The sequence below is a fragment of the Nannocystis pusilla genome (genome assembly GCF_026626665.1).
In the GTDB taxonomy this organism is placed as follows: Bacteria; Myxococcota_A; Polyangia; order Nannocystales; family Nannocystaceae; genus Nannocystis; species Nannocystis pusilla.
Genome location: NZ_JAPNKE010000002.1, coordinates 9,289,263 through 9,310,338, shown reverse-complemented (window position 1 = coordinate 9,310,338; position 21,076 = coordinate 9,289,263). Strand labels below are relative to the sequence as shown.

At 71.4% G+C, this 21,076-nt stretch carries 16 protein-coding genes and 1 pseudogene; 7 read left to right on the top strand and 10 right to left on the bottom strand.

The features are described from left to right. Positions 1-43 precede the first annotated feature (43 nt). The gene (locus OV079_RS41140) at positions 44-979 is read right to left on the bottom strand and encodes a hypothetical protein (RefSeq protein ID WP_267775173.1); all 936 of its coding nucleotides are present in this window, start codon (positions 977-979) and stop codon (positions 44-46) included. A gap of 63 nt (positions 980-1,042) precedes the next feature. Between OV079_RS41140 and OV079_RS41135 the strand changes: the two genes are divergently transcribed. The 3 genes from OV079_RS41135 (at position 1,043) to OV079_RS41125 (ending at position 4,522) form a co-directional block, all read left to right on the top strand. Next, positions 1,043-1,699 carry a glutathione S-transferase family protein gene (locus tag OV079_RS41135; RefSeq protein WP_267775172.1) on the top strand — a complete coding sequence of 219 codons (657 nt, stop codon included), beginning with the start codon at positions 1,043-1,045 and terminating at the stop codon, positions 1,697-1,699. Between the two features lie 193 nt (positions 1,700-1,892). Further along, entirely contained in the window at positions 1,893-2,642 is a 750-nt protein-coding gene (locus OV079_RS41130) for an SRPBCC family protein (protein ID WP_267775170.1), read from the top strand. A 191-nt stretch (positions 2,643-2,833) separates the two neighbouring features. Beyond that, on the top strand, positions 2,834-4,522 hold the full coding sequence (locus tag OV079_RS41125; RefSeq protein ID WP_267775169.1) for a receptor L domain-containing protein: 1,689 nt from the start codon (positions 2,834-2,836) through the stop codon (positions 4,520-4,522). 49 nt (positions 4,523-4,571) lie between these two features. Here OV079_RS41125 and OV079_RS41120 read toward each other — a convergent pair whose 3' ends face one another. After that, positions 4,572-4,976 carry a hypothetical protein gene (locus OV079_RS41120; protein ID WP_267775168.1) on the bottom strand — a complete coding sequence of 135 codons (405 nt, stop codon included), beginning with the start codon at positions 4,974-4,976 and terminating at the stop codon, positions 4,572-4,574. A 78-nt stretch (positions 4,977-5,054) separates the two neighbouring features. Beyond that, on the bottom strand, positions 5,055-8,165 hold the full coding sequence (gene secA, locus OV079_RS41115; protein ID WP_267775167.1) for a preprotein translocase subunit SecA: 3,111 nt from the start codon (positions 8,163-8,165) through the stop codon (positions 5,055-5,057). Here secA and OV079_RS59450 point away from each other — a divergent pair. Continuing rightward, positions 8,149-8,661 (top strand): annotated as a pseudogene (locus tag OV079_RS59450) (LD-carboxypeptidase); the annotation flags it as partial. The gene secA and the pseudogene OV079_RS59450 overlap by 17 nt on opposite strands. Before the next feature lie 25 nt (positions 8,662-8,686). Further along, positions 8,687-9,208 carry a S66 peptidase family protein gene (locus OV079_RS41110; RefSeq protein WP_267775166.1) on the top strand — a complete coding sequence of 174 codons (522 nt, stop codon included), beginning with the start codon at positions 8,687-8,689 and terminating at the stop codon, positions 9,206-9,208. A 105-nt stretch (positions 9,209-9,313) separates the two neighbouring features. Here the strand turns inward: OV079_RS41110 and OV079_RS41105 are convergent, their stop codons facing one another. After that, positions 9,314-9,982 carry a SecDF P1 head subdomain-containing protein gene (locus OV079_RS41105; RefSeq protein ID WP_267775164.1) on the bottom strand — a complete coding sequence of 223 codons (669 nt, stop codon included), beginning with the start codon at positions 9,980-9,982 and terminating at the stop codon, positions 9,314-9,316. 251 nt (positions 9,983-10,233) lie between these two features. Between OV079_RS41105 and OV079_RS41100 the strand changes: the two genes are divergently transcribed. Continuing rightward, positions 10,234-10,641: a CPCC family cysteine-rich protein gene (locus tag OV079_RS41100; RefSeq protein WP_267775162.1), complete on the top strand. Its 408-nt coding sequence runs from the start codon at positions 10,234-10,236 to the stop codon at positions 10,639-10,641. Between the two features lie 43 nt (positions 10,642-10,684). On the opposite strand, the gene OV079_RS41095 is transcribed toward OV079_RS41100, so the two are convergent. Beyond that, positions 10,685-11,104 carry a Maf family protein gene (locus OV079_RS41095; protein ID WP_420829451.1) on the bottom strand — a complete coding sequence of 140 codons (420 nt, stop codon included), beginning with the start codon at positions 11,102-11,104 and terminating at the stop codon, positions 10,685-10,687. Positions 11,105-11,377: 273 nt separating this feature from the next. Between OV079_RS41095 and OV079_RS41090 the strand changes: the two genes are divergently transcribed. Further along, on the top strand, positions 11,378-11,707 hold the full coding sequence (locus tag OV079_RS41090) for a helix-turn-helix transcriptional regulator (protein ID WP_267775161.1): 330 nt from the start codon (positions 11,378-11,380) through the stop codon (positions 11,705-11,707). Here the strand turns inward: OV079_RS41090 and OV079_RS41085 are convergent. The 5 genes from OV079_RS41085 to OV079_RS41065 form a co-directional block, all read right to left on the bottom strand. Continuing rightward, a complete protein-coding gene (locus OV079_RS41085; RefSeq protein ID WP_267775160.1) occupies positions 11,664-13,598 on the bottom strand; it encodes a serine/threonine-protein kinase in 1,935 nt (644 codons plus the stop codon). The two genes, OV079_RS41090 and OV079_RS41085, sit on opposite strands and share 44 nt — an antisense overlap. Continuing rightward, entirely contained in the window at positions 13,595-17,308 is a 3,714-nt protein-coding gene (locus OV079_RS41080; protein WP_276602917.1) for a serine/threonine-protein kinase, read from the bottom strand. The genes OV079_RS41085 and OV079_RS41080 overlap by 4 nt, the downstream gene beginning before the upstream one ends. Positions 17,309-17,471: 163 nt before the next feature. After that, the gene (locus tag OV079_RS41075; protein WP_267775158.1) at positions 17,472-18,293 is read right to left on the bottom strand and encodes an enoyl-CoA hydratase/isomerase family protein; all 822 of its coding nucleotides are present in this window, start codon (positions 18,291-18,293) and stop codon (positions 17,472-17,474) included. A 63-nt stretch (positions 18,294-18,356) separates the two neighbouring features. Continuing rightward, positions 18,357-18,941, bottom strand: a complete 585-nt coding sequence (locus OV079_RS41070) for a nucleotidyltransferase family protein (RefSeq protein WP_267775157.1) — start codon at positions 18,939-18,941, stop codon at positions 18,357-18,359. 276 nt (positions 18,942-19,217) lie between these two features. After that, entirely contained in the window at positions 19,218-21,068 is a 1,851-nt protein-coding gene (locus OV079_RS41065; protein ID WP_267775156.1) for a hypothetical protein, read from the bottom strand. Positions 21,069-21,076 lie beyond the last annotated feature (8 nt).

Here is a 21,076-nt window from a genome sequence, read left to right as displayed (position 1 = left end):
GGCCGGTCGCCCCGCCGCGCTCTCGCTCCGCTTCAGGCTCGCCTCAGATCCCGCAAGACCACTTGGCCAGTGGGTCGGCGCCGCCGTCCTTGAGCTTGAAGATTCGGTCGCCGCCGCCGCCGTCGGTGAGGACCGCGTTGACCCACACTTCTTGCGACTTGTCGCCGTCGAGGTCGATGAACGCGCGGACCGTGTAGGTCTCGGTGTCGTTGCGCGACTCGTGCAGCGGCACCCACTTGCCCGGGGCGTTGCCGCGCTGCAGCAGCACGCCGCTGTACGACAGCTTCTCGCTGTCCTTCGGGTTCACCACGTAGACCGAGAACAGCTTGTCGGCCTGGCCGTCGCCGTCGACGTCGAACGACACCGACTGGTTGATCTGCATCTCCGCGTCGGGCTTGATGAGCTCGGACAGCGCCTTCTTCTCGTCCTCGCTGGCCACCCGGCCCTTCTCGCTGTAGGTCTCCGGGTCGACGCGGTTGATCAGCTTGCCCATCGACTTCGGGAACACCGCGTAGTCGAACGTCTCGCCGGAGTCGACCGACGGGATGCCGATGCTGGTCGGCTTGTCCTCGCCCGGCTGGCACATCGAGCTCTTGGGCGCCCCGGCCTTGTCGAGCTTCTCCACGCTGTTCGAGCGCAGGTACACGTCGTCGCCGGCCTTGACCAGGCCGAGGCAGTCCTTGCCGCCCGCGAGCTTCTTCTTCGCGCTGTCGTAGCAGCCGATCGGGATGAGCGCGCCGTCGACCGTGAAGAACACCACGCTGGCCTCGGGCGGCACCGGCCCGCTGAGGTCGAGCGCCTGCACCGCCTTGTCGAGGCTGGTCGCGTCGTTGCGCTTGGTGTCGATGACCTCGGTCTTGGCGTCGGCCTTGGCGTCCTTGGCGTCGGCCTTGGCGCCCTTGGCGGGGTCGCTGGCGCCGCCGCAGGCAGCGAGGACGAGGGCGAGCGTGAGGGGGTAGGCGGCCTGGCGTGCGATCATGGCGGGCGCACGATAGCAACAGGACTGTCCACCGCCAAGCCGCTGCTCTACGCTCCGGAGCGCATGTCCAGGCCGCACAGCCCCGAGCTCGTCCTCGTCATCGGCGACAAGCGCAAGTCGTCGTGGAGCCTCCGCCCGTGGCTCGCGCTGCGGGCCACCGGGTACCCCTTTCGCGAGCGCAAGATCCTCCTCGATCGCGACAGCACGCGCGCCGAGCTCGAGGCCGCCTCGCCGACCGCCCGAGTGCCGGTGCTCCTCGACGGTGAGCTGCCGATCTGGGAGTCGCTGGCGATCTGCGAGACGCTCGCCGAGTGGTTCCCCGCCGCTGGTCTCTGGCCCGCCGACCCCGGCGTCCGCGCGCAGGCGCGCAGCGCGGCGACCGAGATGCACGGCGGCTTCGCCAACCTGCGCGGCGAGCTGCCGATGGATCTGACGCTGCGCACGCGGGTCACGCCGTCGCCCGCGACCCAGCTCGAGATCGAACGGATCTGCCAGCTGTGGCGCGACTGTCGGGCTCGCTTCGGGGCCGGCGGCGACATGCTCTTCGGGACATGGACGATCGTCGACTGCATGTACGCCCCGGTCGCGACCCGCTTCCGCAGCTACGGCGTCGCGCTCGACCCCGTGTGCGCGGCCTACGTCGACGCGGTCCTCGCCACCCCCGACATGCGCGCGTGGACCGAAGAAGCCGAGCGCGAGGTCGCCGGCGCTGCGCCCTGAGCAGGCGACTGGCGGCCGCGAACCCGTCGGCGCGGCCGCCTCAGCGGGCTCGACCGTGAGCCCGCGACTTGCACGACGCGGCGACCAGAACCAAAGCATGGCGCCGCGCCGCGGTAGAGGTGCCATGTTCGACAAGCTCCGAGACCTGCGTCGCCACCTCGGCGACCGAACCGATTGGCCTGATGAAGTCAACGTGCATCCGCTCGAGCGCGCCGCCTCCCTGGCCGGCGCCGTCGGGTGCTTCGCCCTGGCGGCGATCCGTCGCACCTGGGGCAGCATCCCGGTGATCGCCGTCGGCGGCGCGCTGCTGCACCGGGCGCTGACCGGCCACAGCCCGCTCTACGCCCGCCTCAAGGTCAGCACCGCCCACGGCGTGCGCGGCCCCAGTGCCAGCGTGCCGCACGGCCAGGGCGTCAAGCTGCTGCACACGATCACCGTGCGCCAGCCGCCCGAGCGCGTCTACCGGTTCTGGCGCGAGCTCGACAACCTGCCGCGCTTCATGCGTCACCTCGAGTCGGTCACCGTGCTCGACGAACGGCGCTCGCGCTGGCGCGTGCGCGGCCCGGCCGACATCTCGGTGTCGTGGGACGCCGAGATCATCAACGACGTCCCGGGCGAGCTGATCGCCTGGCGCTCGCTCGAGGGCGCCGAGCTGCCCAACGCCGGCTCGGTCCGGTTCGAGCGCGGCGTCGGCGGCCACACCACGCGCATCACCGTCAACCTCGAGTACCACCCGCCGGCCGGCGTGATCGGCACCATGATCTCGAGCGCGCTCGGGGCCAACCCGCAGAAGCAGATCGAGTCCGACCTGCAGCGCTTCAAGGAGCTGCTCGAGACCAACGTGCCGCACGCCGACGCGCCGCAGCGCGGCCGCCTGCGCGACGTCAAGGATCTCGAGACCGCCCGCCAGGTGCTCCAGCTCGACGACCTGACCAAGAACTGATCCCGCGCCCGACGCCACGCGCGTGGCCATCACCGCCGGATTCCGTCGCGCAGTCGGTCCCCCACCGGCGGCGCGGCCTCGCGAACCGTCACCTCCGACGGCCGCGAGCTCACCTTGTGCGCGAGCCGCCCGGCGTGAAATCGTGGCGGCATGATCGCCCTCGATGGAAGCAGGCGCCGCGCGGCGGCTAGGTGCTGCTGCTCGCGGCGTGCGGGCCGACGCCCGGCGACAGCGACAGCGACAGCGACGACACGACCACCAGCGCGAGCACGACCGAAGGCGACGCGACCACGACCACCGCGGCCGAGCCGACCACATCCGACGCGCCCGACACGACCGTCGCGCCCACGACCACCGACGCCCTGCCCGCCGATTGCCTCGCGGGCGACGTCTTCATCGACGAACACGACACCGAGGCGGCGATCGCCGCGCTGGCCGGCGTCGAGTGCATCACCGGCGCCCTGTCGTTCCTCAACGTCGACCGTCCCGATCTCGAGGGCTTGGAGTCGCTGCGGCAGGTCGGCGACTACCTCCAGATCAGTCAGAGCAAGTTCGTCTCGCTGGCCGGGCTCGAGAACCTCGAGCGCGTCGGCCACCTCGGCATCACCAGCGGGCCGATGCTCACCGACATCGGCGCGCTGGCCAACCTGCAGGAGATCACGGACGGCGACCTGAACCTCGACGGCATCCCGATCACCAGTCTGCCGTTCCATCACCTCGAGCACGTCTCCGGCGCGGTCCAGATCAGCAGCACCGGCCTGACCTCGCTCGCCGGGCTCGAGGGCCTGACCTCGATCGAGGAGTTCCTCGCGGTCTCGTTCAACGACGCGCTCACCAGCCTCGCGGGCCTGGACAGCCTGGCCTCGGTCGGACAGTTCGTGCTGATCGAGCGCAACCCGCAGCTCCTCGACCTCACCGGCCTCGCCGCCCTCGCCGAGATCGGCGAGTACCTCGAGGTCGAGCAGAACGACGCGCTCCAGCACCTCGGCTCGCCGGCGCTGACCACGATCAGCGGCGATCTGCGGATCGTCGACAACGCCGCGCTGCAGAGCCTCGACCTGCCGGCGCTGACCACCGTCGGCGCCGACTTGAAGCTCGCCGACAACGACGCGCTCGCGTCCCTCGCCGGCTTCGAGTCGCTCACCGCCGTCGGCGCGGCGCTCGAGATCTCCAGCAACCCCGGCTTGCTCGCCGCCGAAGGCTTCCCCGCGCTCGAGTCGGTCGGCCTCCTCGCCGTCGAGTTCAACGGAGGCCTGACGGCGCTGGCGGGGTTCGACGCGCTGGTCGCCGTCGACACCCTGCGGATCTACGGCAACCAAGCTTTGACGGAGATCGCGGGCTTCGGCGCGTTCATGACCAGCCCTGGGAGCCTCGAGATCGCCAGCAACGACTCGCTGGCCGCGCTGACGGGGTTCTCGCAGCTGCGGCAGATCCGGCGCGTCGACCTGGTCGGAAACCCCGAGCTCGCGTCGCTCGTCGGGCTCGGTCAGCTCGAGACCGTCGACGAGCAATTCACGCTCTCGGACCTCGCCGTCACCGACCTCTCGGACCTCGCGTCGCTCCGGAGCGCCGCGCTCCACATCGGCCACAACCCCGCGCTCACGAGCCTCGCCGGGCTCGAGGGCCTGGAGTCCGCCGAGTTCGTGAACGTCGAGGCCAACCCCGCGCTCACCTCCGTCGCCGCCGTTCAGCTCGGCGCCGGCGGCTCGCTGGCGACCGCCGAGGGGCTCAGCATCGTCGGCAACCTGGCGCTGGCGACCTGCGACGCCGTGGCCGTCCCCGCGGCGATGACGGTGAAGCCGACCTTCCTCTGCATCCTCGGCAACCAGGACGACGTCTGCCAGGACATCGAGCAAGACTGCGTCGTCGAGACGCCCTAGCTACATGGCTTCAGGGACATGCCCGAAGAGGCATGTCCCGAGCGCCACCTCAGAGCTCGCGCCGGGCCCCGAGCGCGCCGCCGAGCCGGCCGGGGATCAGGCACGCGAACGGGGCGGCGAGCACGAGCCACATCGGGTGGGGGATCACCCACAGGTTCATCGCGCTGGCGACGAGGACCACGAGGCCGACGATCACCCCGAAGCGCTGCGGGCGGCGGCCGCTGGCCACCATGGCGGCCACGGCTCCGCCGCAGAAGGCGCCGGTGGCCCAGGCGATCGGCACGAAGGCGAGCGCGAGGAACGGCGCCTGCTCGATGTAATCGCGGATGGCCTCCGGGTCATCCACCCGGAGCTCGCTCGGCGGCGGAAAGACGGCGTGGCCGATGAGCTCGACGACCATGATCGCGAACACGGCGACCGCGATCCCGAGGACCACTGCGAACAGGTTGCGCATGGCCGGGAAGGTACTCCCCGACGTCCGGAGCGGCAACGGCCGTCACGGAGCGCCGGGGACCGACTCCGCTCGGGCCGCTCAGGCCGCGACTTCCTTGCCGTGGCACTTGCGGTAGAGCTTGCCCGAACCGCAGGGGCACGGGTCGTTCTTGCCGACCTTCGGCAGCTTCTTCTCGGCCGGCGGCGGCGCCTCCGCCTCGGCCGCCGGAGCCGCCGGGGCCGCTGCGCCGGCGGGCTGAGCGACGCGCTCGCGCACGGCGCGGGACGCCTCCTGCAGCTTGGACAGCTCGGCCCGCACCTGGGCCATCTGCCGCTGCGCCGAGGACACCTTGTCGCCGGCCTGGCGGGTGGCGCGGGTGACGGCCGTCTCGTACTCGGCGCCCTCCTCGGCCTGCCGCTTCTGGTCCGCGGTCAGCTTCATCGACATCACCTTGCCGAGCACGGTGTTCTCGATGCCCTCCCACATGTCCTTGAAGAGGTTGAAGCCGCGGATCTTGTACTCGTTCTTGGGGTTGCGCGTGGCGTAGCCGACCAGGCCGATGCCGGTGCGCAGGTGCTCGATGTTCTTGAGGTGGGCGATCCACTGCTCGTCGATCTCGCCGAGGTAGAACTGGCGGACGTAGAACAGGAACGTGTAGAGGTCGAACTCCTGCTCGGGCCGGGTCAGCAGCGCCTCCACCGAGCGCCACACGCGGTCGACCAGCTTGTCGACGCTGTCCTCGACCTGGCTGAGGTCGGTCTTGACCCTGAAGCGCTCGAGCAGCGCCTTCTCGAGGCCGGGCAGGTCCCACTCGTCGGGGTGGACGTCCTCGGGGCACAGCTCGAGCACCGTCTGCTCGACCAGCTTGAACGCGAGGTCGTGCACGCGCTCGCGCTGCTGGATGAGCGAGCGGGCGACCACGTCGATCATGCGCGCGAGGATCTTCTCGCGGTCGTGCTTCACGTCCTCGAGGTTCACCAGCGCGCCGTAGTGGCGGTAGATCTCGTGGGTCAGCTTGTCGGGGACGATGCCGCCGGGCGGCAGCGCGTTCGGGACGATCGGCTGGCCCTGCGCCTCGAACAGCGCGGCGGTGTGGTTGTTCAGGATCTGGGTGAGGCGGGTGCGGACCGCCTCGGACAGCGAGCCGACGGTGTGCGAGCCCGACTTCTCCGGCGGCGGCGGCAGGCTCTTGGCCTGCTCCTTGCGCGCCTGCTCGTCGAGGATCTCCGGCTGGTAGCGGCCCTCGAGGATCTGCTTGCGCAGGGCGTAGATCGCCTTGCGCTGGTCGTTCATGACGTTGTCGTACTCGAACAGGTTCTTGCGCGTGTCGAAGTGCATCGCCTCGACGCGCGACTGGGCGTTGGCGATCGCCCGGTTGACCAGCGGCGCCTCGATCGGCACGTCCTCTTCCATGCCGAGGCGCTCCATCAGGCCGGTGATCCGGTCGGCGCCGAAGATGCGCATGAGGTCGTCCTCGAGGCTGAGGAAGAACCGCGAGCGGCCCGGGTCGCCCTGGCGGCCCGAGCGGCCGCGCAGCTGGTTGTCGATGCGGCGGCTCTCGTGGCGCTCGGTACCGACGACGTAGAGGCCGCCGGCGGCGAGGACCTCCTTCTTCTCCTCGTCGCACTGGGCCTTGATCTGCTTGAACAGCGCCTCGTACTTCTCCGGCTCCTTGTCGGGGTCGAAGCGGGCGCGGGCCATCATCTCCGGGTTGCCGCCGAGGAGGATGTCGGTGCCGCGGCCGGCCATGTTGGTGGCGACCGTGACCGCGAACTTCCGCCCGGCCTGGGCGATGATGTACGCCTCGCGCTCGTGGTTCTTGGCGTTGAGGACCTCGTGCGGGATGCCGGCGCGCTCGAGCATCGCGTGCAGCACCTGCGACTTCTCGACGCTGGCGGTGCCGAGCAGGACCGGCTGGCCGCGCTTGTTGGCCTCGACGATCTCGCTCACGACCGCGCGGAACTTGCCGCGCTCGTTCTTGAAGACGAGGTCGTCCTCGTCCTTGCGCTGGATCGTGCGGTTGGGCGGGATGACGATGACGTCGAGGTTGTAGATCTTGTGGAACTCTTCGGCCTCGGTGTCGGCGGTGCCGGTCATGCCCGCCAACTTGTCGTACATGCGGAAGTAGTTCTGGTACGTGATCGTCGCCAGCGTCTGGCTCTCGGGCTGGATCTCCACGCCCTCCTTGGCCTCGACCGCCTGGTGCAGGCCGTCGCTCCACCGCCGGCCCTCCATCTTGCGCCCGCGGAACTCGTCGATGATGACCACCTGGCCCTTCTCGACGATGTAGTTGACGTCCTTCTTGTAGAGGACGTGGGCCCGCAGCGCCTGGAACACGTGGTGCAGCAGCTCGTTGTTCTCGGGCGCGTAGAGGTTCTTGCAGCCGAGCAGCCGCTCGATGCGGTCGACGCCGGCGTCGGTCAGCTGCACGCTGTGCGCCTTCTCGTCGACGGTGTAGTCGAGGTCGCGCCGCAGCGACGGGACGACCTTGTTGACGGTGATGTAGGTCTCCGGCGGCTTGTCGCTCTCGCCCGAGATGATGAGCGGCGTGCGGGCCTCGTCGATCAGGATCGAGTCGACCTCGTCGACGATCGCGTAGTACAGGTCGCGCTGCACGTACTTCTCGATCGTCTCCTTCATGTTGTCGCGGAGATAATCGAAGCCGAACTCGTTGTTGGTGCCGTACGTGATGTCCGCGCGGTAGTTCTTCTGCCGCTCGGTGTGGTACATCCCGTTGACGATCACGCCGGTCGACATGCCGAGGAAGCCGTAGATCTGGCCCATCCACTCGGCGTCGCGGCTGGCGAGGTAGTCGTTGACGGTGATGAGGTGGGCGCCGCGCCCGACCAGAGCGTTGAGGTAGAGCGCCGAGGTGGCGGTGAGGGTCTTGCCCTCGCCGGTGCGCATCTCGGTGATCTTGCCCTGGTGCAGGCCGATGCCGCCGATCATCTGCACGTCGTAGTGGCGCATGCCCAGCACGCGCACCGAGGCCTCGCGCACCGCCGCGAAGGCCTCGGGGATGAGGTCGTCGAGCGGCTTGCCGTTGGCGACCTGCTGCTTGAAGTCGGCCGTCAGCGCCTTCAGCTCGGCGTCGCTGCGAGCCTTCATCTTGGGCTCCAAACCCGCGATCGCGCTCACGAGCGGCTGCAGCTTCTTCATCTGCCGCTCGTGCTTGGTGCCGAAGATCTTCTTGATGAGTCCGTTGAACATGGCGGGCCGTGCGCGGGGCAAAGGGTACGGGCGAGGCGCGCCCGTGTCCACGCGGCATGGTCGCAGAAGAAAGGCGATAACTGACACGCCCGCTGGTACTGTCGCGCCCGTGAAGGCCGCTCTCGTGCGTCCGCCCCCGTCTGGCCCCAGCGGCCGCGTCGTCGTCGTGGCCCCGTCCGGCCCCGTCCCCGAGGCCAGGCTCGCCGAGGGCCTCGCGGCCCTGCGCGACTTGCAGATCGGTGAGATCTCGCTCGCGGCCAACCTGGGCGTCAAGACGGGCTATTTGGCCGGCGAGGACGCCGTCCGCCTGGCCGCGCTGCAGGCGGCGCTCGACGACCCCGAGGTGACGGCGATCGTGTGCGCGCGCGGCGGCTACGGCCTGACCCGCCTGCTCCCGCACCTGCGCGCGGAGCGGTTTCAGGCCGCGCCCAAGCTGCTGGTCGGCTTCTCCGACGCGACCGCGCTGCTGTGCTGGGCCCTCGGCGCCGGGGTGTGCAGCGTCCACGGGCCGGTGGTGACGCATGGGCGCGCTGCCGCCGGCCGACGCGCTGCGGCTCGGTGCGCTGCTGCGCGGCGAGCTCCCCGCCACGCTGACCGGCGAGGAGGGCGTCGGCGAGGCCCGCGTGGCAGCGCCGCTCGTGCCGGCCAACCTCGAGGTGCTGCGCTCGCTGGTCGGCACGCCGTGGCTGCCCGAGCTGGCCGGCACGATCGTGGCGCTCGAGGAGATCGGCGAGCGGCCCTACCGCATCGACCGCGCGCTGACGCAGCTCATCACCAGCGGCGCGTTCGCGGGGGTGCGCGGGTTTGCGATCGGTCAGCTGTACGCCTGCGACGAGCCCCCCGCCGGCAACCCCGACAGCCCGGACGCGCGCACGGTGGTGCGCGAGCGCCTGCAGTCGCTCGGAGTCCCGCTGGTGTTCGGCTTGCCCTTCGGACACCTGCCGCACGAGCACGCGGCCCTGCCCTGCGGCTCCCGCGTCGAGCTCGACCCCCGCCGGGCGACGCTGTCGCTGCTCGAGCCGGTCGCGGTGCGCCCGGGCTGAAGACGGCGGCGACCGGGCTCGCGTCGGCGCGAATCAACGTTCGAGCGAGAGGCCGAGCGCGACGGCGGCGAGGCAGCGTGACGGTCGAGCTCGCGTCGGAAAAAGTCACCGCCCGAGCAGGTGGTCGAGCGCGGCCTGGGCCTCGGCGCGCGTCGCCGCGGCGAGGGGGATCTCGAGCTCGCCGGTTGTCAGCGGCCCTTGCAGCGTCGGCGCCGTCAACACCTCGTCGTCCTGGACCACCGCGAGGCGACGGCCGCGATGCTCGGCGGTCAGCGCCGCGAAGCGCTGGCTGTCCTCCGGGACCAGGCGCAGGCGGATCCGCGGCCGATTGTCGGGGCCCTCGATCAGGTCGGCGGCCGCCAGCTCGCGCAGCGCGAGGCCACCGGCGCGGACGCAGTGCATGCGCCAGGAGGTCCGGCCCTCGCCGTCGCGCAGGCGCTCGTAGCCGAACGCCTGATCGGCCGGCGGGGCGAGCTCGGGGTGGGTGCGGATGTAGTCCTCGAGGACATGTTTCTCGGGACCTGTCGCGAAGTTCTCCTGCACCGCCGGCCCGCCGCCCTCGCCGGCGACCTCGCCCGACTCGACCTCGAGGCCCGACTGCGGATCGGCGCGGACGGCCTCGGCGACCCGCTTCAGCGCGCCCTTCGAGTCGTCGACCGGCGTCAGCACCAGCGGCCGCACCAGCTCGACCTCGGTCTTCGCGGCGCCGGTGCAGCCCGGCGTGACGGCGGCCGGGGCGAGCGCGAGCGCGAGCGCGAGCAGCGATCGGTGCATGACTGCAAGATAGCGGGTCCACGGCCGAACCGTCAGCGCGAAGAGGGCGAGACGAGCACCGAGCTGACCCGGAGCTGCGATCGCGACGGCGCGCTCACCGACGGCGCGTGCGGGTGAGCGAGCGCGCCGAGCTCTCGTTCGCGGGCGGACGATCTCCTCGGCCGCGGATCTGCCACAATCTGCGCTGCATGGCGCGGCGAGGCAAACCACGAGCGGCTCCCGCGGCCCCGCTCGGTCCGGAGGAGACGGAGTTGCTCGCCGAGTTCACGCGCCGGCGCGCCGCCTTCGAGGCCGACCTCGCAGCGAGCAACATCCTCCACCACGTGCACACCTGCCCGACGTGCGGCTTCCCGACCCTGAGCGAGCGCGCGAGCTACGAGCTGTGCGCCGTCTGCCTGTGGGAGGACGACGGCGAGGGAGGCGACCCGAACCGCGTCAGTCCGCCCAACGGCGCGTCGCCGACCCAGGCGCGCCTGCACGCGTCCGAGATGCTGCGGCGGTTCGAACAGTCGCACGCGCTCGACGGCTCGATCGACGACGTCGTCCGCGCCATCAAGGCCTTCGTGGCCCGCTGGCGCCGCGGCGACGCGAGCATCGTCGAGGACGACTTCACCGCGAACCTGCGCAACATCGTGCCCACCCGCCCGCGTTCGCCTTGACGCGCGAGCATCCGGGCTGCGAGGCAGGTGCGACGCCCGGCGCTCACGGGCCCGGGAGCAGGCCGGCGGTGCGGAGCAGTCGGGCCACCGCGAGCAGCGGCAGACCGATGATGCCGGTGAAGTCGGCGCTGTCGATGCGGGCGAACAGCTTGATGCCGGCGTCCTCGATGCGGAAGCTGCCGGCGCAGTCGAGCGGCTGGTAGCGGCGGACGTAGGCGGCGGCCTCGTCCTCGCCGTAGGCGCGCATGGTCAAGGTCTGGATGTCGATCGCGGTGTCGCTGACGCCGGAGGTGGCGTCGAGCAGGACCACGCCGGTGACCAGCTGAAAGGTCGCCCCGGACAGGCGCATGAGCTGGGCGATCGCCTGGTCTTCGGTACCTGGCTTATGGAGCAGCTCGGGACCGGGCCCGACCGCGACCTGGTCGGCCCCGAGGATCCACGCATCCGAGTTCGCAGATCGCAAACTTTCTGCTTTGCCCAGGGCCAGCCTGAGAGCGAATCCGGGGCGCCGAGTTCGCCGAAATGCGCGTCTTCGGCTCGCTCGTCGTACGCGGGCGCCGCCGTGAAGAACGGAACATCGAGGCGCTGCAGGAGTTCGCGCCGGTAGCGCGAAGTCGACGCTAGAACAAGGTTCCGCATGCGTTTCGGGAATCTCTCATGACAAAACGGGCGGGGACGGCGCGAGCGAGTTGACCGAAGGTGATGATTTCTTCATATTCGACTCCGGAGACTCATTGTGCCCGATAGGCCCTCGGAGTGGACGTTTCTGACCAATCACGCGCACGTGCTCTTCTGCGTGGCGCAGGACCCGGAGATCCGTCTGCGCGACGTCGCAGAGGCAGTCGGCATCACGGAACGAGCGGTCCAGCGGATCGTCACCGAACTCGAAGAGTCGGGGTACATCACCCGCCACCGAAGTGGACGTCGCAACTTGTACGTCGTGCACAAGAACCTGCCGCTGCGCCATCGCATCGAGGCGCACCGTCAGGTCAGTGACCTGATCGCGCTCGTCGTCCCCGAGGTCACTTCTTCTTCTTCTTCTTCTTCGTCACCGGCTTCTTCTTGACCGGCTTGGCCGGGGCGAAGGCCTCGGGGAAGCGCCCGGCGTAGGCGGTGCGGACGGTGGCCAGGAGCGCCGCCGCCTGGTCGCAGGCCGGATCGGCGGGGGCGCCCGCGGACGTCGCCGGAGCCACGGCCGCCTTGAGCGCCGGGACATAGTCGGCCAGCGGCTCGGCCTGGATCGCCTGCAGCACCGGCAACGCGGCCGCGCACGGCTCGGGCGCCTCGGCGAACTGCTCGAGGTCGCGACGGCGGTTGAGGACGACGTCGATCTGGGCCGCGGCGTCGGCCGGGAGGGCGTCGCGGATCTGTCGCCGCTGGGCCCAGGTGGCCCACGGCTTGGCGTCGTTGATGTAGTGGACGAGGATCGGCACGCCGGCGGCGCCGAGGTCGGTCGCCAGGGCGATCGCGGCGTCGGTGTAGGGCCGCTTGCGCAGCAGGGCGTCGACCTCGTCGATGAAGCCGAGGTCGCGCTCGAGGTCGGGCGACTTCTTCAGCACCTCGCCGTAGCGGCGCACCGCCGACTCGTGCATCGTCGGCCGCTTGGCCAGCTGCCGGGCGTCGCGCCACACCAGCTGCGCGTGGCCCGGGTAGCGCTCGAGCAGGGCGTCGATCTGGGTCTGCGCCTCGTCGAGCTTGCCCTGCTTGATCAGGTCGTCGAGGGTCGCCAGCTCGAGCTCGCTCGGACCTGGCGCAGGGGACATGGCTGAAGGGCCAGCCGGATCGCCCGCCTTGCTCGGGTCGGCGGGGCTCTCGGCGGCGGGCGGCTCGGGCTGGGCCGGCGCGGGCGGGTCGCCGCTGAAGAACAGCCAGTAGATGAGCCCCACCGAGGCGAGCGCGAGCACGACGCAGCCGGCGATCGCCGCCTTGAACCACGTGCGCCGGGACCAGCGGTCGGTCTGCAGCACCGACTCGACGAAGTCGAGCTGGCGCGGGCGCAGGGCCTCGGGCAGCGGGCGGGTGGCGGTGTCGGTGGTGACGGAGCCGATGTCGAGCAGCGGGTCGGAGGTGTCGCCGCGGCCCTTGTGCGACATGTTGCTGCGGTAGCGCTCGAGCGCGGCGCGGACGGTGCGGGCGTCGGGGAACCGCTGCTCGCGCTGCTTGGCCAGCAGGCGGTAGACGATCGCGGCCAGCTCCTGCGGCACGTTGTCGGGCAGCTGCGGCGGCTCGGTGCTGACCTGCATGCGGATCAGCGCGATCGCGTCCTCGTGGTTGAACGGCAGCCGCCCAGTCAGCATCTGGAACATCAGGATGCCGACGGCGTAGAGGTCGGCGCGCGGGTCGATCTCGACGCCGAGCGCCTGCTCCGGGCTCATGTACTGAGGTGTCCCGAAGACCATGCCGGCGCGCGTGAGCGGGTCGCCGGCGTCGCTGCCGACCAGCTTGGCGATGCCGAAGTCGACCAGCTTGAGCAGCTGGTTGCCGTGCGCGTCGCGGGTGAGGAACACGTTCTGCGGCTTGAGGTCGCGGTGGATCACGCCCTGGCTGTGCGCGTGCTCGAGGCCTCGCAAGATCTGGATCGACCACTCCACCACCCGCTTCGGCGCCGTCGGCTCGGTCAGCAGGTCAGCCAGCTCGACGCCCTCGAGCAGCTGCATCACCAGGTAGCGCATGCCGTCCTCGGTGGTGCCGTAGGCGGACACGTGGATGCAGTTGGGGTGGTCGAGCCGGGCCGCGCTCTGGGCCTCGCGGTCGAACCGTCGCACCAGCTCGGGGTCGCGGTTGAAGTCCGGGTGCAGGACCTTGATCGCGACGTCCCGCATCATGATGACGTGGCGGCCGCGGAACACCGCGCCCATGCCGCCCTCGCCGATGAGCTGGTCGAGCCGGTAGGTGCCGTCGAGGACGGTGCCGACCAGCGACGCGAGGTCGCGAGAGGTGCCAGCCGCGGCGTTCATAGCTGGGCCTGGTCTCGAACGTCGCCGCGTAGTCTAAGGGTGGGGGTCATGAGGTGGCCTCGAGGGCTCGAGGCAACACGGACATTAATGCAGGCCCGGAGGGCCGGGAAGCGGAAATAAGGGCGGGCGCGCGTGGGGCAGAACACTGTGCCGGCGTCAGCGCAGGGGCTTGGTCCGCACGGTGTCCTGGTCGGGGGAGACGGTCTGCGCGTCGGCCTCGTCGGGGGTCTCGATGAAGCTCGTGCCGCGGTCGCGCTCGATGCGGCTGAGCGCCTCCTGAGCCCACTGCGCGAGGCTGAGCTCATTGGTCGAGTGGAAATCGGCCAACATCTCTTCGAGCTCGCGGCGCGCCTCGGGCTCTGCCCGAGCATGTGCGCGACTTCGGCGTCGAGCAGGCGCAGCTGATGGTGGGCGAACTGCTCGTTCTGGATGGTCTGGATCCCGCGCCGCGCCTCGGCCAGCATCGCGGCGCCCTCCTCCACCTCGCCCATGCGGGCCAGCGTGTAGCCGAGGAAGCCGCGGTTGAGGTGCAGGTGGTAGGCAAAGCCGTGCAGGCCGGCGAAGCGCAGGGCCTCGCGGAAGCTCTCGGACGCGCCCTCGAAGTCGCCGCTGCGGAGGAGCAGGTCGCCGAGGTTGTGAAGCGGGTTGATGAGCATGCGCGTCACCCCTGCAGCGCGCAATTGCTCCAGGGCGGCCCGGGTCTCCGGAATCGCCCGTTCGGGTTCGTTGCCGAGCACCGCGAGGTAGGCGATGCCGGAGATATAGGCCTGGCGCTGCAGCACCGACACGCGCGAGGCGAGCGGCTTGGCCTGGTCGTGCAGGCGGCGAGCTTCGGCCAGCTGTCCGGCGAGCGAGAGGCAGCGCAGGCGGGTGCCCATGACGTGGCAGACGTAGTGATCCTGCGCGTCGGGGAGGTCGAGGATCTCCATCGCCTCCTTCGAGCAGCGGACCGCGCCGTCGATCTCGCCGGCGCCGAGCAAGATCTCGGCGCGGCGGTTGGCGATCCGCAGCTCGAGGATCCGGTCGCGCGCCTGCTTGGCCGCGACCGCGGCGTTCTGCAGGCGACCGAGCGCCATCTCGGCGTCCGAGCCGCCGTCGAGGGTGTAGCGGTCGACGAGGCCGAGCCAGAACACCGCCTGGGCCCGATGGTCGCCGAGCAGCTCGGCGACGAGGATGCCGGCCTCGTGCTGCGCGGCCTCGCGGCGCGGGTCGTTGAGCGCGCCGGGGGCCCGCTCGACCAGGTTGAGCTGGGCCCGCAGCAGGCGCGGCAGGCCCTGGACCCGACCGAACTTGCGCAGGCGGATGATGACGCGCTCGAGCACCTGGGCGGCGAGGTTCGGCTGACCGGTGGAGAACAGGTCCTCGGCGGCCTTCTCGAGCTCGCTGAGGTACTCGAGGCCGTCGGCGGCGGCGTCGAGCAGGCGGGCGCGCAGGAACACGAACTGCGGGTCGACCGTGGTCTGCTCGGCGATCCGCTCGGCCAGCTCGAGGCGCGTCTCGGACAGCGAGTCTTCGTAGCGGATCCGCACCGCCTCGCGCACGCTCGCGTGGGCCAGCACGACCTGCGAGGCGCCGGTGATGGCGCTGCGCAGGATGAGGCCCTCGCCCTCGAGCCGCTCGAGCGTGCGGCGGAACCGTTCGCGCCGCAGGTCGGTGAGGTGGGCCAGGCGCTCCTCGTCGATCGGCGCCTCGATCAGGTAGAGGATGCTGGCGACCTCCCAGGCCGACACGCCGAGCGCGTCGAGGCGGGCCTCGCTGCGCTGGGCCAGGGTCTTGTGCAGCTGCTCGGCGGCGGCCGAGGCGGAGCGCAGGACCCAGGTGTCGTTGTCGCGGACGAGGATCGACTCCTCGATCAGCACGCGCAGGGTCTCGCGGAAGCTCAGCGGGTGGCCGCCGGTGAGCTTGTCGAGCATGGTGACGAGCTCGCGCAGCGCCGGCGCGTCGCCGAGGATGCCCTTGAGGACATCCATCATCTCCTTCTGCGTGAACGGGCGCAGGTTCCACAGCTCGACCAGCTGCTCGCGGCTCAGCGCGACCAGCTGCGGGCGGAACTTGGGGTGCGGCTCGGTGGTGATGCAGAGCAGCGCGCGCGCCTCGTTGTGGTCGAAGGCGCGGGTGAGCTGCTCGACCAGGACGCGGGTGGTCTCTGTCCCTCGGGCCAGGTCGCTGAGGTAGAGCACGTAGGGGTGCTCGGCGGCGCAGCGGACCAAAAACTCGGTGAGCTGGGCGGCGGCGGCCGACTCGTGGCTGCGGTCGCGGGCGGCGCGGATCAGGTCGGGGTACTTGCGGACGGCCTCGCTGCGCTCGCCGAGCGCGGTCGCCAGCTGCAGCACGACCGGCGCGAACGGGCCGAGGCCCTCGCCGTCGCCGGTCCAGCACGAGCCCTCGACGAACAGCCCGTCGCCGAGCTGGATCTCCCGCCGCAGCTCGCTCAGCAGGCGGGTCTTGCCCATGCCCTCCGGCGCCTCGACGATGACGGTGCGGATCACCCGGCTGCCGCGGTTGCGCGCGGAGTCGGGGCGCAGCACGTCGTGGGCGCGCAGGAGCAGGATGTCGAGGTAGTCGGCGCGGTCGACGAACGGCAGCAGCTCGACGAGGACGCGGGCGAACTCGCGGCGGTCCTGGGCCGACTTCTGGCGGTCGCGGATGTGGCTCGACTCGCGGCGCAGCAGCTCGAGCACGATGCTGCGGGCGCTCTGCGGGCGCAGCTCCGGGTCGGGCGAGAGCATGCGGCCGACCAGCTCGGCGACCACCGGGCCGCACTGCTGCAACAGCGCGCCGGCCAGCTCGGGGCGCCAGTCGATCGCGTTGCGCAGCGCCTCCTTGAAGGTGCGCGAGGGGAACGGCCGCACGCCGCGGACCGCGGTGTAGATCGTCGCGGCCAGCGAGTAGATGTCGGCGCGGCTGTCGATGACCTCGCCGCGGACCTTCTCCGGCGCGCTGAAGCCGGGGGTGCCGCGGACCTTGATCAGCTCCTCGTTCTCGTCGAGCTGGTCGAGCGCGAGGTCCTTGAGCTTGCGGCTGTGACGGAACAGGCGCGCGAGGCCGAAGTCGATCAGCTTGGCCTGCGGCTGGCCGCCTTCGGACTCGGGCTGGCAGACGATGACGTTGCTCGGCTTGATGTCGCCGTGGACGAACCCGACGGCGTGGATGTAGTCGAGCGCGCGCGCCAGCTGCACGAACAGCTCGACGATCGTCTCGCGCGAGGCGGTGCGCAGGCACTCCTGCAGCGACACGCCCGCCAGCAGCTCCTGCGTGAAGTACACGCCGCCGTCCTCGCAGCGGCCGAAGTCGTAGACCGCGGCGAGGTTCGGGTGGTGCAGCTGGGTCAGCAGGCGGAACTCGGCCTTGAACTCGGCGATGTCGTCGCTGACCGCGCCCTGGGTGGCGCCGAAGCTGCGGGTGATCGGGGGCCGCCGGGCGCCGTCCAGGCGCGCGCTCGAGCTCGCGGCGGCCGCCGTCGGCTGGACCGTGCTGGCCGGCGCGGCCTCGCTGGAGCGCGAGCCCGGCGCGTCGAGGCTGGCGTCGCGGCGGATCAGCTTGAGCGCCACCGGGCGCTCCTCCAGCTCGTCGTAAGCCTCGTAGACGGCGCCGAAACCGCCGCGCCCCAGCAGCCCGCGGACCTGATAGCGCCCGGCGATCTTGTCCGGCATCGGCGGCTCCGCCCCGTCCGCCGTGGGCTTCGATTGCTGCGCGTCGGGCTGGTTCATGGCGCGAGATGGACGGGCGATCAGGCGCTCGCGGTGCGCGGACAACGGACCCGTGCCGCCGCCCGGAACCGGCCGAACGCGAGGGACGAGTATTCCACAGCAACGTCCCAGTGACGTATCAATTGAAATATTCGCAGGCCGGCGGGTTTTGGGGCACCGCCGCTCAAGACCGGCGGGGACCCCACGGTGGCACTTCTCCCGCGCGAATCGCGCTGAACGAGGCGCGCCCGATCGCGGCCTGACCGGTGTCGATACAGCGTTCGTAGGCGGCCGCCTCGATGCACAGGCGCTCCGCTTCGGCCTGCCCCGTGGCCCCCAACAGGCCACGCTTGAACACCGCGACAGCGGTCGGGGAGCGTCGTCGCAGGAGTTCGGCGAAGGTGCGCACGCGGGCGAGACCTGCGTCGATGTCCGGGACGATTTCGTGGCACAGACCGATCCGCAGCGCCTCGTCGGCGCCGATCTCTTCGCCCGTGCAGCCGAGCCGGAGCGCGTGCGCCGGGCCCACCGCCAGCGCCAGCTCCGCCGTGCCGCGGGCGCCGGGGATGATGCCGAGGCCCGTCTCCGGCAGGCCGAAGCGGCCCGTCGGCGTCGTCAGGCAATAGTCGGCGGTGAGCAAGAATTCGAGGCCCCAGCCGAGCGTGACGCCGTGGCTCAGCGCGACGGTGAAGAGCGGGACGTGGCGCAGGCGCTGGAGGATCGAGCGCTGGCGGCGGACGTGGGCCTTGACGCGCTCGTCGGGCCAGCCGACGCGTTCGGTGACGTCGGCGCCGGAGACGAAGATCGGGGTGCCCGACTTGCTGGTGCGCCGGCTGGTGGTGCACAGGCAGGCGACCTCGCCGTGCTCGAGCAGCTCGCACAGCGCCTCGAAGGCGTCGAGCGTCACGGTGCCGACCTCGTTGGCCTTGCCGTGGTCGAGGGTCAGCGTGAGGAGCCGGAGCTCGGGGTCGTAGTGCGGATGCAGGGCCTCGATGCGCTCGAACATGTGCGCGGGAGACCATACGAGGGCCGCCGGGCGAGTGCCAGCGGGTAACGGGACCCACTCGGCTCACGGTAGCCGCGCGAGATCGGCGGGCCGGTCGAGGTTGTCCAGCACGGCGGGATCGTCGACCGCGAGGGCGCGGCGGAGGCCGGTGACCTGCGGTCGTCCCAGCAGGTCGCGCGGGCTGTCGCTCGGCCCCAGCGCCAGCAGCTGCGGCACCCACTCGGCCGGCCAGATCAGCGGGTGTCCGCGGCGACCGCCGTGCTCCGGCTGCCACACCTGCGTGGGCGCCGCGCGGAACGCCGCAGCCAGCGCCGCGACCGTCTCGGGCCGTACGTGCGGGCGGTCGACCGTCAGCACCAGCGCGGCGCACCCGGGCGCGAGCATGTCTAACTCTTCCAGGCCGCGGCGCAGGCTGTCCATCTGTCCTTGCGGCCATGTCGGATTGGTCACCTTGATCGCCGGCCCGAGGTCCTCGGCCGGGATGACGACCGCGCCCTCGACGACGACGATCGGGCTGGCCTCCGCGGCCTCGGCCTGGGCGACGGCGTGGCGCACGAAGCTGCGGCCGCGCCACTCGAGCAGCGCCTTGGGCCGGCCCATGCGCTCGCCGGCGCCGGCAGCGAGGACGACCGCGCCGAGGGCGGTCACGGGCGGCCTCCGCGGGGCGGTGCGGCGAAGCCCCGGGCAACGCGGCTCGGCGACGTGCGCGACGCGAGCTCGAGACCTGCGGCCCGACGTGAGCCCCGATCGCGCGGCAGGACGCCACGGTCCGCCCGAGCGAGCCACTCGCGGCCCGCGGCGGGTGCCGATGGCTGGCCGTTCGGGCATGTCCCTGCAGACATGGCGAAAGGACCTGTCCGCCCGGACAAGTCCTTTCGGTCAGGAGCGCGGCTGGGCTCGAGGTGCGCGTACGTACCTGTCCGTTCAGGCAGGCGGGCCCGCCGGCGACGGCTCGCGCGCCGCGCCCTTGTTCGACAGCGGCTTGTCGTTCGGGCGGGCCGGCTCGGCCTTGTCGCCGAACAGCTCGCTGAGCTGGGCGGCGTCGGCCGGCGAGGGCACGAGCACCGCCTTGGGCACGCCGACGGCCAGGCTGCCGAGGTTGGGGTCGAGCTTGACGCCGACGCCCACGGCCCCGCCGATGCGGGTGAAGGCGGCCGCGCCGGTCTCGATCTTCTTCAGGCGCGCCTTGTCGGCCCGCGCCTCGGCGCTGCTCAGCACCGACAGCCGCAGCAGCGCGGCCGGGTCGACGCTGACGCAGAAGTGGCAGCCCTGGCTGGCGGCCCGGGCCAGGCGCAGGCCGACGTCGGCGCCGAGGCTGGTCTTGCGGCCCTTGAGCGCGCCGCCGATGTCGCCGGCGACCTTGGTGGCGCCGGCGCCGACGGTGAACACCGCGAGGTTGCCGGTCACGAACGAGGCGGCCTCGAGCTTCTTCTTGCCGACCAGGAACGGCTCGAGATCGGCTGCCTCTTTGGCCATGTTCTTCGGGACAGGGATCGTCAACAGGTCGCCCTTGACCGGGCCGGCCTTGGCGCCGTCGGTCTTGAGGGTGAAGTTGATCTTGGCCGACTTGTCCTCGCCGGTCAGGCTGTCGAACGCGGCGAAGCCCTTGGCCAGCGCCTGCTCGATGCCGCGGATGGCCGCCCGCGCGCCGGCCTCGTCCTTGACGTTGGCGGCCAGGACCGCGGTGGCCTCGCCCTTCGGCGAGAGGTAGAGGGCGAACACGACGTCGCTCTGGACCTGGTCGAGGACGGCGTGGGCGGCCGCGATGGCGTCCTTGGCGACGACGTCGAAGGGCGCGGGGATCTGGCTCAACGGGACGCCCTTGTCGAGGGCGGTGTGCAAGACCTCGGGGGTGCCCCACGGCATCGCCACGACCAGGGCCGGGCTGGCCGGAAGGACAGCTTCGAGCGCGGTCGGGTCGGTGCGCGCCGGGCCCAGCGGCGACAGACCGAGGCGCGAGAACGGGGCGTCGGCCGAGAGCTGCAGCACGAGGTCGCGGTCGGTGCCGGCGTCGAGCTCGAGCGAGCCCGCGGTGGCCTCGCGCAGGACCGCGAGGACCTGCCGGCGCAGGCCGGCCGGCAGCCCGGAGATGGCGCTGGTCTCGAGCATGCCGGGCGGCAGGTCGGTGCCGCGCAGCCGCAGCCGCCGCCCCTGCCCGGCCTCCTCGGCGAGCCCGGCGGCCCGCTCGAGGTCGGCGTTCGACAGCGCGAACTCGAGGGCCTTCGGCTTCTCGCGCAGGAGCACCCGCAGCTCGCCCTGGACGAGCTCCCACAGGCCGTTGCCGAGCGGCTGCGGCCGCTGGCCCGAGGGCATGCCGTCCATGACTCCCTTGGCGCTGACGGCCGCGAGCGTGCCCGCGAGCTTGAGGTCGTTGCTCGGGTCCTGGGCGAAGAACGTGGCGTCGACGGCGAACGGGCCGGCCAGATCGAGGTTGGCCCACAGGCCCGGTCCGAAGCCCATCTGCAGCAGCATCGCCTGGATCTGCGCCGACGGATCGATCGGCTGCTTGGGGGTCCAGGCGGTGGTGGTCTGCTTGACCAGGGCCATCAGATCGCCGGCGCCGTGGAGAGTGGCGCGCAGCTTGAGCGGCTTGCCCGGGGGCGGCTTGCGCGTGGGAGTCCCGGCCTGGCCCTCACCCGGAGCGCCGCCGGCGCCGTCCGACTGCGGTTCGTCGACCACGACGACGTTGGGCGGCGGTGTCTTCTTGGCGCAGCCAAGTGTGGCAGGAGCGACGACCATGGCGGCCGTCACGAGCGCGACGCGGGCGGTGAACATCGCGGCGG

Excerpts from the sequence above, each read along its gene's own strand:
- OV079_RS41140 (WP_267775173.1), bottom strand. The coding sequence starts at position 979 with ATGATCGCACGCCAGGCCGCCTACCCCCTCACGCTCGCCCTCGTCCTC.
- OV079_RS41135 (WP_267775172.1), top strand. The coding sequence starts at position 1,043 with ATGTCCAGGCCGCACAGCCCCGAGCTCGTCCTCGTCATCGGCGACAAG.
- OV079_RS41120 (WP_267775168.1), bottom strand. The coding sequence starts at position 4,976 with ATGCGCAACCTGTTCGCAGTGGTCCTCGGGATCGCGGTCGCCGTGTTC.
- secA (WP_267775167.1), bottom strand. The coding sequence starts at position 8,165 with ATGTTCAACGGACTCATCAAGAAGATCTTCGGCACCAAGCACGAGCGG.
- OV079_RS41110 (WP_267775166.1), top strand. The coding sequence starts at position 8,687 with ATGGGCGCGCTGCCGCCGGCCGACGCGCTGCGGCTCGGTGCGCTGCTG.
- OV079_RS41105 (WP_267775164.1), bottom strand. The coding sequence starts at position 9,982 with ATGCACCGATCGCTGCTCGCGCTCGCGCTCGCGCTCGCCCCGGCCGCC.
- OV079_RS41085 (WP_267775160.1), bottom strand. The coding sequence starts at position 13,598 with ATGAACGCCGCGGCTGGCACCTCTCGCGACCTCGCGTCGCTGGTCGGC.
- OV079_RS41080 (WP_276602917.1), bottom strand. The coding sequence starts at position 17,308 with ATGAACCAGCCCGACGCGCAGCAATCGAAGCCCACGGCGGACGGGGCG.
- OV079_RS41075 (WP_267775158.1), bottom strand. The coding sequence starts at position 18,293 with ATGTTCGAGCGCATCGAGGCCCTGCATCCGCACTACGACCCCGAGCTC.
- OV079_RS41065 (WP_267775156.1), bottom strand. The coding sequence starts at position 21,068 with ATGTTCACCGCCCGCGTCGCGCTCGTGACGGCCGCCATGGTCGTCGCT.